The 12,549-nt window shown below is 74.4% G+C and carries 11 protein-coding genes; 8 read left to right on the top strand and 3 right to left on the bottom strand.

The features are described from left to right. Window positions 1-132: 132 nt before the first annotated feature. The 6 genes from R2740_RS06325 to R2740_RS06300 all read left to right on the top strand — a co-directional run bounded on the left by R2740_RS06325 (window position 133) and on the right by R2740_RS06300 (window position 6,492). A complete protein-coding gene (locus R2740_RS06325; RefSeq protein ID WP_371301842.1) occupies window positions 133-2,505 on the top strand; it encodes a PASTA domain-containing protein in 2,373 nt (790 codons plus the stop codon). A gap of 9 nt (window positions 2,506-2,514) precedes the next feature. Then, window positions 2,515-2,973, top strand: a complete 459-nt coding sequence (locus tag R2740_RS06320; RefSeq protein WP_371301841.1) for a helix-turn-helix domain-containing protein — start codon at window positions 2,515-2,517, stop codon at window positions 2,971-2,973. A 40-nt stretch (window positions 2,974-3,013) separates the two neighbouring features. After that, the gene (locus R2740_RS06315) at window positions 3,014-3,421 is read left to right on the top strand and encodes a VOC family protein (protein WP_371301840.1); all 408 of its coding nucleotides are present in this window, start codon (window positions 3,014-3,016) and stop codon (window positions 3,419-3,421) included. A gap of 37 nt (window positions 3,422-3,458) precedes the next feature. Next, the gene (locus R2740_RS06310; protein WP_371301839.1) at window positions 3,459-4,367 is read left to right on the top strand and encodes a deoxyribonuclease IV; all 909 of its coding nucleotides are present in this window, start codon (window positions 3,459-3,461) and stop codon (window positions 4,365-4,367) included. Next, the gene (locus tag R2740_RS06305) at window positions 4,364-5,272 is read left to right on the top strand and encodes a DMT family transporter (RefSeq protein WP_371301838.1); all 909 of its coding nucleotides are present in this window, start codon (window positions 4,364-4,366) and stop codon (window positions 5,270-5,272) included. The genes R2740_RS06310 and R2740_RS06305 overlap by 4 nt, the downstream gene beginning before the upstream one ends. 125 nt (window positions 5,273-5,397) lie before the next feature. Continuing rightward, window positions 5,398-6,492 (top strand): hypothetical protein, encoded by a 1,095-nt coding sequence (locus R2740_RS06300; protein ID WP_371301837.1) that lies wholly within the window; start codon window positions 5,398-5,400, stop codon window positions 6,490-6,492. Window positions 6,493-6,510: 18 nt separating this feature from the next. Here R2740_RS06300 and R2740_RS06295 read toward each other — a convergent pair whose 3' ends face one another. The 3 genes from R2740_RS06295 to R2740_RS06285 all read right to left on the bottom strand — a co-directional run bounded on the left by R2740_RS06295 (window position 6,511) and on the right by R2740_RS06285 (window position 10,013). After that, entirely contained in the window at window positions 6,511-7,503 is a 993-nt protein-coding gene (locus tag R2740_RS06295; RefSeq protein WP_371301836.1) for a low specificity L-threonine aldolase, read from the bottom strand. 7 nt (window positions 7,504-7,510) lie between these two features. Next, on the bottom strand, window positions 7,511-8,896 hold the full coding sequence (locus tag R2740_RS06290) for a class II 3-deoxy-7-phosphoheptulonate synthase (RefSeq protein ID WP_371301835.1): 1,386 nt from the start codon (window positions 8,894-8,896) through the stop codon (window positions 7,511-7,513). Between the two features lie 127 nt (window positions 8,897-9,023). After that, window positions 9,024-10,013 (bottom strand): hypothetical protein, encoded by a 990-nt coding sequence (locus R2740_RS06285; RefSeq protein ID WP_371301834.1) that lies wholly within the window; start codon window positions 10,011-10,013, stop codon window positions 9,024-9,026. Window positions 10,014-10,170: 157 nt separating this feature from the next. On the opposite strand from R2740_RS06285, the gene R2740_RS06280 reads away from it, so the two are divergent. Both R2740_RS06280 and glpK read left to right on the top strand, forming a co-directional pair. Continuing rightward, window positions 10,171-10,998 carry a DUF1028 domain-containing protein gene (locus R2740_RS06280; protein ID WP_371301833.1) on the top strand — a complete coding sequence of 276 codons (828 nt, stop codon included), beginning with the start codon at window positions 10,171-10,173 and terminating at the stop codon, window positions 10,996-10,998. After that, a complete protein-coding gene (gene glpK / locus R2740_RS06275; RefSeq protein WP_371301832.1) occupies window positions 10,995-12,473 on the top strand; it encodes a glycerol kinase GlpK in 1,479 nt (492 codons plus the stop codon). The genes R2740_RS06280 and glpK overlap by 4 nt, the downstream gene beginning before the upstream one ends. Window positions 12,474-12,549 lie beyond the last annotated feature (76 nt).

Here is a 12,549-nt window from a genome sequence, read left to right as displayed (position 1 = left end):
GCGGTGGCCGAAATCGGTGCCGTGGTCGCGCCGCCGCCACGCCGGGGCCTCCACAGCGGCGGCTTCCTCGGCCGCGAAAGTACGATGGTCCTCCGGATCCCTTCCCCGTCCGGGCACTCGAAAGGTCGACACGTGGAGCCAGACGAGGCCGCTCCTGCGCGCCCCGCCGCGCCGCCGCGCGCCCGCGGGGATGCCAGCGACGCCCTGACCGGCCGGCTCCTCGACGGTCGCTATCGCATCGGCTCGCGGATCGCCCGCGGCGGCATGGCCAGTGTCTACGAGGCCGCCGACATCCGCCTGGACCGGATCGTCGCGGTCAAGATCATGCACTCCGGGCTGGGCGACGACACCGAGTTCGCCGAGCGGTTCGTGCGGGAGGCGAGGTCGGCGGCGCAGATCTCCCATCCGAACGTCGTGGCCGTCTTCGACCAGGGCGACGACCAGGGCACCCTGTTCCTGGCGATGGAGTACATCCGCGGCCACACGCTGCGCGACGTGATCCGCGACGAGGCGCCGCTGTCCCCGGGCCGGGCGCTGGCGCTGCTCGAGCCGGTGGTGTCGGCGCTGGCCGCCGCCCACCGCGCCGGCCTGATCCACCGCGACGTGAAGCCCGAGAACGTGTTGATCGCCACCGACGGCCGGATCAAGGTGGCCGACTTCGGGCTCGCCAAGGCGGTGACCGCCGACACCCAGCACACCGCCACGGGCGGGGTGCTGATCGGGACCGTGTCCTACCTCGCCCCCGAGCTGGTCGTCGACGGCCGGGCCGACCCGCGTGCCGACGTCTACGCCGCGGGCGTGATGCTCTACGAGCTGCTCACCGGCCGCAAGCCCCACGAGGGCGAGTCGCCGATCCAGGTCGCCTACAAGCACGTGCACGAGGACGTGCCGGCCCCCTCGGCCAGCGAGCCCCGGCTGCCGGCGTACGTCGACGCGCTGGTGGCCCGCGCGACGGCCCGCGACCGCACCCAGCGCCCCGCCGACGCGGGCATCCTGCTCCACCAGCTGCGGCGGGTCGCCCAGGCGCTGGCCGACGGTCTCGACGACGACCCCGAGCTCACCGCCGACCTCGCGCTGCGGGCGCCGGCAACGGAGCCCCCCGACGCGGAGGCGACCACGGCCCTGGGCGTCGCCGGCAGCTTCGGTGAGGAGGCCGAGGCCCCCGACGCGGTCGACACCGGCGAGCGCCCGGCCGCCGTCGCGGCCGCGGCCGTGGTGGGGGCGGCCGCCGTGTCGCCCACCGTCAACCCGCAGCTGCGGGCCGTGCGCCCCGGACAGGACCCTCGCGACGACGTCGCCGCCCACGACGACCGCGACGACCGCCCGGCCTCCGCCGCCCCCACCGAGGGGTCCGCCCGGGTCGCCCTGGTGCCACCCCGGCCGCGCGCCGACGTGGCCGACGGCGTCGACGACGACGTGTTCGGACTGGCCGAGTCGCTGGCCGACGAACCGCGGGCCGGCGCGGCGGACACCGCCCAGAGGCCGGCCGCCCACGAGCCCTTCCGCAGCGTTCCGCCCGACTACACCGCGCCGATCGCCACGCTCGGCGCCGCGACGCCGTACGCCGACGAGGGCGGCTTCGACGACGACGGCGACCTCGCGGCGGCACCGCCGCGCCGGTCCCGCCGCGGCCTCCTGCTCCTCCTGCTCGCGCTGCTGCTGGCCGCCGGCGTGGGCGTCGGCGCCTGGTGGTTCGGCTACGGCCGCTACACCCCGGCGCCGGCGGTGCTCGAGCTGACCCAGGCCAACCCCGAGGCCAAGATCGACGAGGCCGGACTGGTGGCCAAGGTCGTCGACCAGCAGTACGACGAGGAGATCGGCAAGGGCAAGGTGATCAGCGCCAGCCCGGCCGCCGGTGCCAACGTGCTGCGCGGCGGCGTCATCGAGCTGGTCATCTCCCTCGGCAAGGAGCGCTACAACGTCCCGAAGCTGGTCGGCCTGACCGAGGACAAGGCCCAGGACGCCCTGGCCGAGCAGCACCTCACCTTCGGGACCAGCACGCGCGAGTGGAGCGAGACGGTCAAGGAGGGGCGGGTCATCTCCCAGTCCCTCAAGCCCGGCAAGCGGGTCAAGCCGGGCACCGTCGTCGACCTGGTGGTCAGCAAGGGCCGCCAGCCGATCCGCTTCGGCGACTGGAGCGGCAAGCCCGCCGCCGACGCCACCGCGGCCCTGGAGAAGAAGGGCCTCAAGGTCGACGACTCCCAGCAGGAGTTCTCCGACACGGTCCCCGAGGGCTCGGTGATCTCGCAGGACCCCGCATCCGGCCCGCTCTTCCGCGGCGACACGGTCAAGCTCGTGGTCTCCAAGGGCCCCGAGCTGATCGAGGTCCCCCGGGTGATCGGGTCAGGCGTCGAGGCCGCCCGGCAGCAGCTCGAGGACCTCGGCTTCGTCGTGAAGACCAGGAAGTCCGGAGAGTACGTCGGCCTGCAGTTCGTCGTCCGCACCGACCCCGGGCCGGGCGAGCTGGCCCCCAAGGGCAGCACGATCACGCTGATCGTGGTCTAGGTCGGCGGGATGTCGTCGGCCGAGGAGGACGTCCACCGCCGCCTGCTGCGGGCCCGCGACCTGATGGACCGGCGCTATGCCGATCCGCTGGACACCCGCAGGCTGGCCGAGGTGGCGCTGATGGGCACCTCGCACTTCATCCGGGAGTTCCGCCGGGTCTTCGGTGAGACGCCCCACCGCTACCTCCAGCGACGCCGCGTCGAGCGGGCGATGCAGCTGCTGCGCGACACCGACGCCAGCGTCACCGACATCTGCCTCACCGTCGGCTTCACCAGCCTCGGCACCTTCAGCCGCCGGTTCTCCGAGGTGACCGGCGCCAGCCCGACGGCGTACCGAGCGCGGGCCTCGACCCTCGGCCTGCGCGCGCCCACGTCGTTCACCATGCGCTGGACCCGCCCCGCCGACCTCGGTGCGCGGCCGGCCGAAGACGGCGATTTCGGAGAAGCCTCGCCGTCGCGGCCGACCTAGGCTCACGGTCGACCGACCGACACCGACCTCCGGAGGCCCGATGCTGCAGCGCAACAACCTGTCCTCGATCTTCGTCCTCGACCAGGACCAGGCGCTCGACTTCTACGTCGGCGTGCTGGGGCTGGAGGTGAGCGCCGACCTGGACTTCGGCCCGATGCGATGGCTGACCGTGCGGGTGCCGGGCGACGCCAAGGAGATCCTCCTGGAGCGACCGGGGCCGCCGGCCCACGACGAGGCCACCGCCGAGCAGGTGCGCGCCCTGGTCACCAAGGGCGCCGGCGGCGGCTGGCTGGCCTTCACCACCGACGACGTCGACGGCTTCTTCGCCCGCGTGGAGGCGGCCGGGGTCGACGTCACGCAGGAGCCCACCGACCAGCCCTACGGCCGCGACTTCGGCATCCGCGACCCGTTCGGCAACCACCTGCGGATCGGCAGCCTGCACGCCTGACCCGACCTCGGTCGAGGGCGGGAGATAGCCTCGCGGCGTGCCGACCTCGACCGTGGCCGCGCGGGTCCGCAACCCGCTCGGCACCCACGTGCTGGTGGGCTCCGGCCTGGTCTCCGGAGCGCTGGCCAGTGCCGAGGAGCTCGGCTGCGACGCGATCCAGATCTTCGCCGGCAACCCGCGGGGCTGGGCGCTCAGCGACGGCGACCCGGCCGCCGACCGGAGGTTCCGGGACGCGGCGGCCCGGCAGGGGCTCCGGGTCGTGGTGCACGCGCCCTATCTCGTCAACCCGGGGTCCCCCGACCCGCTGACCTACGAGCGCTCGATCGCCTCGGTCGCCCACCAGCTGCGCCGCGCGGCGGAGCTGGGCGCCGAGGGGGTCGTCGTGCACACCGGGTCCTATGTCTCGGTCGAGGGTGGGGCCGAGGAGCACGCGGCCGCGCTCGGCCGGGTCCGGGAGGGGCTGCTGCCGCTGCTCGACGCGCTGCCGGCCGACGGCGACGAGGCGCCGTGGCTGCTGCTGGAGCCGACCGCCGGCCAGGGTCGTTCGCTCTGTTCCCGGGTGGCCGACCTGCCGGCGTACCTCGCGGCGCTGGAGCACCACCCACGCGTCGGGCTGTGCCTCGACACCTGCCACCTGTTCGCCGCCGGCGAGCCGCTGGACGAGCCGGGCGGCACGGCGGCCGTGGTGGACCGGGTCGTCGAGATCGCCGGCGAGGGGCGCCTGCGGCTGGTGCACGCCAACGACTCCCTCGACGTGCGCGGGTCGCTCCGCGACCGCCACGCGCGCCTCGGCGAGGGACGGCTGGGCACGAGGGCGTTCGCGGAGCTGTTCGCGCACCCCGCCACGGCCGGAGTGCCGTTCATCCTGGAGACCCCCGGGTCTCGCGACCCCGGCAACCCGGACCTCGCGCTGCTGGAGCGACTGCGGGCGGAGGTCCGCTCGTGAGCGACCCGGCCGGTCCGACCTCGCTGCGCACCCGGCTCGCGGCCACCGCCGCGCTGCTGGCAGTCACCGCGGTGTGGGGGTCGACGTTCCCGCTGATCAAGGGCCTGCTCGACCGGGTGCCGACGCTCGACTTCCTGGCCATCCGCTTCGCGATCGCCGCGGTGTTCCTGGTGCTGGTCGCGCCACGCGCCCTGGGCCGCCTCTCCCCCGACTCGCGGCGTCACGCCCTCGTCCTCGGCGGCATCTACGGCGTCGCCCAGGTGCTGCAGACCGCCGGCCTGGCGCACACGCCCGCCAGCGTCTCCGGCTTCATCACCGGGATGTACGTCGTGTGCACGCCGCTGCTCGCCGCGCTGGTGCTGGGCACCCGGATCGGCCCGCTCACCTGGCTGGCCGTGCTCGTCGCCACCGGCGGACTGGCCGTGCTCACCCTCGACGGGTTCTCGATCGGCTACGGCGAGGCACTGACCCTGGTGGCCGCGGTCCTCTACGCCGCCCACATCGTGGGCCTGGGTGCGTGGAGCCGGCCGGACCAGGCGCTCGGGATGTCGATCCTGCAGATCATCGTGATCGCCGTGCTGTGCTTCGTGGCGACGGTGCCCGACGGCGTGGTGCTGCCCGACCGTCCCGGCGACTGGCTCTCGATCGTCTACATGGCCGTCTTCTCCGGCGCCCTCGCCATGCTCGGGCAGACCTGGGCGCAGGCCCACCTGCCCCCGACCCGGACCGCGATCATCATGACCATGGAGCCGGTGTTCGCCGCGACCTTCGCGGTGCTGCTGGGCGGCGAGAGCCTGACCGCGCGGATGGCCGTGGGCGGGCTGCTGGTGCTGGCCGCGATGCTGATGGTCGAGCTGGCGCCGCGCCGCAAGCTCGAGGCGGAGGTGCCGCACCTCACGGTCTGAGGCCGCGCAGGGCCCGAACGGAGGCGCTCCGGACGGTGGGGACTCGGCATCCGGGCGCACCTGACCTAGGCTTGCCTCCCAGGTCAGGGACGTGGTGGGGCCAGTCTGCCGGACGGGAGGGACCGATGGCGTTCTGCGCACGGTGCGGTCACGACCTCGGCGAGGCGCCGGTCTGCGACCGCTGCGGCACCCGCGCGGCCCGCTACGCCCAGCCCGGGGCGGCCGGCCACACCTCCCCGCGGCTGCCGGCCGTCGGCCTCGACGACACGGCCGAGCGCCCCGGCCTCGGGCTGGCCGAGGCCCGGCACGCCCGGGTGGTCGCCGAGGCCGAGCCCACCGTCGTACCTCCTCCGTCGGCGGAGCCGGCGTTCTCCCATGCTCGCTTCCCGCTCTTCGCCGACGAGGCGGTGCCCGTCCGAACCGCCGAGGAGCCCGCCGTGGCGCCGCCGCCGGTCGCCGGTCGCGACCGCTCGATGGCCGAGCTGCTGCCGTGGGTGTTCCTGGCCGTCGCCGCCGTCGGACTGCTGCTGGTCACCGCGGTCTGGCTGCTGTTCCGCCCCGGCTCCGACGCCACGGCCACCGAGCGCCAGCAGACCGCCGCGTCGGCGGACGGCCGGGCGGGCGACCGGGCGAGCGACCAGGCCGAGGACGGGGCGACCCAGGACCAGCCGACCGAGGGCGAGAGCGCCACCGGGACCGACCGGGGCGACGACGCACCTGCGGGGCGGACCCGCAACGTCGCCGCCGGCGCCACCGCCCTGGTGCCCTCGAGCGCCCCGGCCGGGCAGGATGTCCGCGGGCGTCCGGTGCGCTACACCGCGGCGCAGATGTTCGACGGCGACCGCTCCACGGCGTGGCGGATGGTCGGCGACGGCACCGACGCGTTGATCACGATCCGGCTCGCGAGGCCCACCGAGGTCAGCAAGATCGGGCTGGTCAACGGCTACGCCAAGCAGGACGTCGACGGGCGCGGCCACACCGTGCGGTGGTACCCCCGCAACCGCCGGATCACCGCCGTCACCTGGTCCTTCGACGACGGGTCGGTGGTCGAGCAGGACCTCCGGCAGCGACCGGACATGCAGATGACGAAGGTCGGCTCCGAGGTGACCCGCACCATCCGGCTCCGGTTGGTCGGCGTCACTCCGCCGATGCCCGGCCCCCGCGGCCGCAACTACACCGCGATCAGCGAGATCCGGATCAAGGGCGTGCCCGCCGGCTGAGCGCCCATCGTTTGCTGCCTAGAGACGAGCGAGCACGGCCGCGGCCCGCTCGGCGTCCGCACGCGTGACGTCGAGGTGGGTGACGAGCCGGACTGTCGTCGGCCCGACGGCCGAGACGCGTACGCCGGCCTCGGCGGCCGCCGCGACGTACGCCGGCGCGTCGGCGCGCTCGAGCACCACGATGTTGGTGTCCACGCCGGCCGGGTCGACGCCGCACGCCTCGGCCAGCAGCCGCGCGTGGGCGTGGTCCTCGGCGAGCCGCTCGACGTGGTGGTCGAGGGCGTAGAGGCCGGCGGCGGCCAGCACCCCGACCTGGCGCATCCCCCCGCCCATCCGCTTGCGCCAGACCCGCGCCTCGGCGATCGCGTCGGCGCCGCCCCCCACGAGCGAGCCGACGGGGGCGCCGAGACCCTTGGACAGGCAGACGGCGAGCACGTCGGCGGCGCCGGCGTAGTCCCGGAGCGGCACCCCGGTGGCCACCTGGGCGTTCCAGAGCCGGGCGCCGTCGAGGTGGATCCGGGTGCCGACCTCGTCGGCCCAGGCGCGCAGCGCCTGCAGGTCGGCCAGCGGGAGCACGGTGCCGCCGGCGAAGTTGTGGGTGTTCTCGACCGAGATCGCGGCGGTGGCGACGAAGAACGGGCCCATGTCGGGGGCGAACAGCCGTTGCAGCGCGGGCAGGTCGACGCCTCCGCGCGGGTGGGTCCAGGTGCGCATCGTGAGCCCGGTGTAGGCCCCGTGGGCGCCCAGCTCGGCGCGGGCGATGTGGGCGGAGGACTCGCAGAGCACCTCCTGGCCGGCGCCGACCAGCGAGCGGACGGCCAGCAGGTTGGCCATCGACCCGGTCGGCGTGAAGAGCGCGGCCTCGTGGCCGAGCAGGTCGGCCACCCGCTCCTGGAGAGCGAGCACGGTCGGGTCCTCGCCGAAGACGTCGTCGCCGACCTCGGCCCGGGCCATCGCGGCCCGCATCCCCTCGGTGGGGCGGGTGAGGGTGTCGGAGCGGAGGTCGATCACGGCCGGGTCAGCCGCGGTCGCGCTCGGCGGCGCGCAGCATCTCGGCCACCAGGAACGCCAGCTCCAGGCTCTGCACCCGGTTGAGCCGCGGGTCGACCACCGACTCGTAGCGGTGGGCCAGCCCGGCCTCGTCGATCTCCTCGCCGCCGCCGACGCACTCGGTCACGTCGTCGCCGGTCATCTCGACCAGGATGCCGCCCGGCCAGGTGCCGAGGCCCCGGTGCACGTCGAAGAAGCCCTGCACCTCGTCGATGACGTCGTCGAAGCGCCGGGTCTTGAAGCCGTTGCTCGCCTCGAACGTGTTGCCGTGCATCGGGTCGGAGACCCAGGCGACGTTGAGCCCCTCCGCGGTGACCTTCTCGACCAGCGGCGGCAGCCCGTCGCGGATCTTGTCGGCGCCGAAGCGGGTGATGAAGGTGAGCCGGCCGGGCTCGTTGTCGGGGTTGAGCCGGGTGGCCAGGGCCAGGGCGTCGTCGGGGGTCGCGCTCGGACCGAGCTTGCAGCCGATCGGGTTGCGCAGGTGGCGGAAGTACTCCACGTGGGCGCCGTCGAGCTGCCGGGTGCGCTCACCGATCCAGACGAAGTGGCCGGACACGTTGTAGGGCAGCTCGGTGCGGGAGTCGATGCGCGTCATGGCGTGCTCGTACTCCATCAGCAGCGCCTCGTGGCTGGAGTAGAAGTCGACGCGGCGCAGCTCGTCGGGGTCCACCCCGATGGCCTCCATGAAGGACATCGCCTTGTCGATCTCGGCGGCGAGCACCTCGTAGCGCTGGCCGACGACCGAGCCGCGGACGAAGTCGGTGTTCCAGGTGTGGACCTGGCGCAGGTCGGCGTAGCCGCCGGTGACGAAGGCGCGCACGAGGTTCAGCGTCGCGGCGGACGCGTGGTAGACCTCGACCAGCCGCTGCGGGTCGGGGATGCGGGACTCGGCGGTGAAGTCGAAGCCGTTGACCGCGTCGCCGCGGTAGGCCGGCAGGGTGACCCCGTCGCGGGTCTCCAGGTCGGCGGAGCGCGGCTTGGCGTACTGGCCCGCCAGCCGGCCGAGCTTGACCACGGGCACCGAGGCGGCGTAGGTCAGCACCACCGCCATCTGCAGCAGCACCCGCAGCTTGTTGCGGACGTTCTCGGCGGTCACGCCCTCGAACGTCTCGGCGCAGTCGCCGCCTTGGAGCAGGAACGCCTCGCCCCGGCTGACCGCCGCGATCTTGTCCTTGAGGTCGTCGCACTCACCCGCGAACACCAGCGGGGGCATCTTCCGCAGCCGCGCCACGGCGTCGTCCAGCGCGAGGCGGTCGGGGTAGGTCGGCTGCTGGGCCGCGCCGACGGCGTGCAGGGTCTCCAGGCTCGGGATCGCGCCGGGGGTCGACCCGGGAGGGGTGCTGGACGTGCTCACCGCACCAGGGTACGGCGTCGGGTCCCCCGCTCGGCATCGCTATCCGCCTCCCGGGCCGCCCCCGCTGCGATAGTCCGCTACGTTCGGCACCGGTCGGAGGCCTCCACGTGGTGCCGAACGTAGCGGACTATGCGGATCGGCGCTGGCCCCACCAGGGCGGCGGCTCCAGCGTCCACCCGCGCTCCTCGGTCGTACGCCGGCGCGCGCGACGCCAGGTGTCGCGCATCCGCTGGGCGACGCGGTCCCGATGGCGCAGCTCGCCGCCCACGACGCTGAAGTACTCCAGGCCCGCGGCGCGCATCCGGTCCTCGCGGGCGAGGTCCTGCGCCCGCTGGGCGGTGCGGAGGTGGTGCGCCCCGTCGTACTCACCGACGACGCCGAGGGTGGGCTCTAGCAGGTCCGGGTAGCCCAGCAGCCGACCCTCGAGGTCGAACACGGGCTGGTTGCACACGGGCGGCGGGAGCTCGGCGTCGAGCAGCCAGCACAGGCGAAGCCACGACTCCTGCGGCGAGCGCGAGTCGTCGCTGGCCAGGGCGACGGCCTCGCGGGTCTGCGGGACGCCCTCCCACGCGTGCTTGTGTGACACGAACTCCGCGAGCCCGGCGATGCTGAGTAGGCCCGCCGCGGAGACCATGTCGGCGGCCACCACCGCCTGCCGCACCGAGCCCGCGAAGCGCATCACGTCGAACAGCGACCGCTCCACCGTGGCGCACGGGACGCCGCGCACCAGCTCGGTCTCGGTGGGCGCCAGCTGCGCGCCGCTGAACCGCGCCGGGCCGGGTGGCAGCGACGCCCCTCCCCCCAGGCGCAACAGGTCGACCGGCGCGAGGCTCCCGTCGGGCCGATGCCCGTCGAAGTAGGCCGCACCCCGCCATCGCAACGCCGCCCAACCCGACAACGCGCCCTCCGTCCCGACCACCCGGACCGCCTGCTCGAGGATGCGCTGCTCGACGTCGTCGGGGTCCACCGACGCCGGGACGTACCACCCCCGGGCACACCGGCGCCACGCGCGCCCACGTGCCTGTCCGCGCGTCGGCCCGCGCACCCCCCTCGGGTCGAGGCGCACCGGCCAGACCAGGTCGCGGTGCGGGTCGACGTACGGCGTCCAGAGGTCCATGTCCTCGGCATGCCCGGTCGGTCGGGCGACCACACCGACCTGCGCGGCCCCTGTGGACAACCCACTAGTCCGCTACGTTGCGCACCAGTCGGAGCCCCGCAGGTGGTGCCGAACGTAGCGGACTATCCCCCACACGTCGGGGCACTAGGGTCGGAGCATGACCTTCTCGATCGTGGCGCGCTCGGCAGACGGAGAGTCCTGGGGGGTGGCGGTCGCCTCGAAGTTCCTGGCGGTCGGCTCGGCGGTGCCGGCAGCCGTCGCCGGGGTCGGCGCCATCGCGACCCAGGCCGACGCCAACCTCGCCTACAAGGGCCAGGCGCTGGCCCACCTCGACGACGGCGCCACCGCCTCCGTGGCGCTGCAGCGGCTGCTCGAGGAGGACGACGGCCGCGACCACCGCCAGGTGGGGCTGGTCGACGTCGACGGCTCGGCCGTCACCTACACCGGCGCCGCGTGCTTCGACTGGGCCGGCGGTCGCACCGGCCCGGGCTACGCGGTCCAGGGCAACATCCTGACCGGCGAGGAGGTGGTCGCCGCGATGGAGCAGACGTTCGTCGACGCCGACCCCGAGACGCCCTTCGCCCACGTGCTGCTGGCGGCCCTGGCCGCGGGTGACGCGGCGGGCGGCGACAGCCGCGGGCGCCAGTCGGCGGCCCTGCTGGTGGTCCGGGAAGGGGCCGGCTACGGCGGCCACGACGACATCGCCGTCGACCTGCGCGTCGACGACCACCCCGACCCGGTCACCGAGCTGGCCCGGCTCCTGGAGCTCAACGACCTCTACCTCACCGCCTCGCGCGACGACGAGAAGGTCGAGGTCACCCCCGCGCTCGCCGAGGAGCTGGAGCGGCTCGCCCGGAGCCTCGGCGCCCGCGACCTCCATGCCTGGGTCGGCACCGAGAACTACGAGATGCGGGTCGCCGGCGACGGGTCGTGGATCGACGAGAAGATCCTCGCCCGGCTCCGGGCGGCCGGGGAGGACGCATGAGCGTCCTCGCCATCGATGCCGGCACGACCGGCGTCACCGCGGTTGTCGTCACCCCCGACGGCACCATCGCCGCCAAGGGCTACCAGGAGTTCCCCCAGCACTTCCCGCGCCCGGGCTGGGTCGAGCACGGCCCCGAGGAGATCTGGCAGGCCACCTTGGAGGCCACCCGCCAGGTGCTGACGTCGTACGACGCCGCCGAGCTCGAGGCCATCGGCATCACCAACCAGCGCGAGACCGTGCTGCTGTGGGACCGGGAGACCCTGGCGGCCCCGCGCCGCGCGATCGTCTGGCAGGACCGGCGCACCGCCGACATCTGCACGCGGCTGCGCGACGCCGGCCACGAGGACCGGGTCGCCGAGCTGACCGGGCTCCGGCTCGACCCCTACTTCTCGGGCACCAAGCTCGTCTGGCTCGCCGAGAACGAGCCGCACACCTGGGCGCTGGTCGAGTCCGGCCGCTACGCCGTCGGCACCGTCGACTCCTACCTCATCGCCCGGATGACCCGCGGCACCTGGCACGTCACCGACGTGTCCAACGCCTCGCGCACCCTGCTGTTCGACCTGGAGGCGGGCGACTGGTCCGACGAGCTGTGCTCGCTGCTCGGCGTCCCTCGCGACGCGCTCCCCGACCTGGTGCCCAACTGGGGCGAGGTCGCGACCAGCGACCCGGCCGCCTTCTGCGATCTCGAGCTGCCGATCGCGGGCATCGCCGGCGACCAGCAGTCCGCGCTGTTCGGTCAGACCTGCTTCGACGAGGGCGACTCCAAGTGCACCTACGGCACCGGGTCGTTCATCCTCACCAACACCGGCACCACCGTGCAGCGCTCCGACGCGGGCCTGCTCAGCACCGCCGCCTGGCGCTCCCCCGACGGCACCCTGACCTATGCCAACGAGGGCGCGATCTTCGTGACCGGCGCGGCCGTCCAGTGGCTGCGCGACGGACTCCAGATCGTCGGGTCGGCGGCGGAGACCGAGGCGATCGCCCGCTCCGTCGACGACTCCGGAGGCGTGGTGTTCGTGCCCGCGCTGACCGGGCTCGGCGCCCCCCACTGGGACCCGCACGCCCGCGGCCTGATCGCCGGCGTCACCCGCGGCACCACCCGCGCCCATCTGGTGCGGGCCACCCTCGAGGCGATCGCCTTCGAGGTGCGCGACGTGCTCGACACGATGGACCTCGGCGACGACGACACCCCGCTCAAGGTCGACGGCGGCGCGTCGGCCAACGACCTGCTCTGCCAGCTGCAGGCCGACCAGCTCGGGCGCCCCGTCGAGCGGCCCGAGCTGGTCGAGACCACGGCGCTCGGCGCGGCGTTCCTCGCCGGCCTCGGCGTCGGCGTCTGGGACTCCACCGACGACCTGCGCGACAGCTGGCAGCTGGACCGCCGCTTCGAGCCGAGCGCGGACCGCGACGCCGCCGACGCCGCCCACGCCCTCTGGCTGGAGGGGGTACGCCGCGCCCAGGGCTGGCCCGGCTGACGCCTCCGATAGTCCGCCACGTTCGGCACCACTCGCCGGCGCCAGACCGGTGCCGAACGTAGCGGACTATCGCAGC

The organism is Nocardioides sp. (genome assembly GCF_041393715.1).
Classification (GTDB): domain Bacteria; phylum Actinomycetota; class Actinomycetes; order Propionibacteriales; family Nocardioidaceae; genus Nocardioides.
Note: the sequence above shows the minus strand (reverse complement) of the source record. Positions and strands in the feature narration are given on the sequence as shown.

Coding starts and splice junctions, on each gene's coding strand:
- R2740_RS06320 (WP_371301841.1), top strand. CDS start 2,515: ATGTCGTCGGCCGAGGAGGACGTCCACCGCCGCCTGCTGCGGGCCCGC.
- R2740_RS06315 (WP_371301840.1), top strand. CDS start 3,014: ATGCTGCAGCGCAACAACCTGTCCTCGATCTTCGTCCTCGACCAGGAC.
- R2740_RS06300 (WP_371301837.1), top strand. CDS start 5,398: ATGGCGTTCTGCGCACGGTGCGGTCACGACCTCGGCGAGGCGCCGGTC.
- R2740_RS06285 (WP_371301834.1), bottom strand. CDS start 10,013: ATGGACCTCTGGACGCCGTACGTCGACCCGCACCGCGACCTGGTCTGG.
- R2740_RS06280 (WP_371301833.1), top strand. CDS start 10,171: ATGACCTTCTCGATCGTGGCGCGCTCGGCAGACGGAGAGTCCTGGGGG.
- glpK (WP_371301832.1), top strand. CDS start 10,995: ATGAGCGTCCTCGCCATCGATGCCGGCACGACCGGCGTCACCGCGGTT.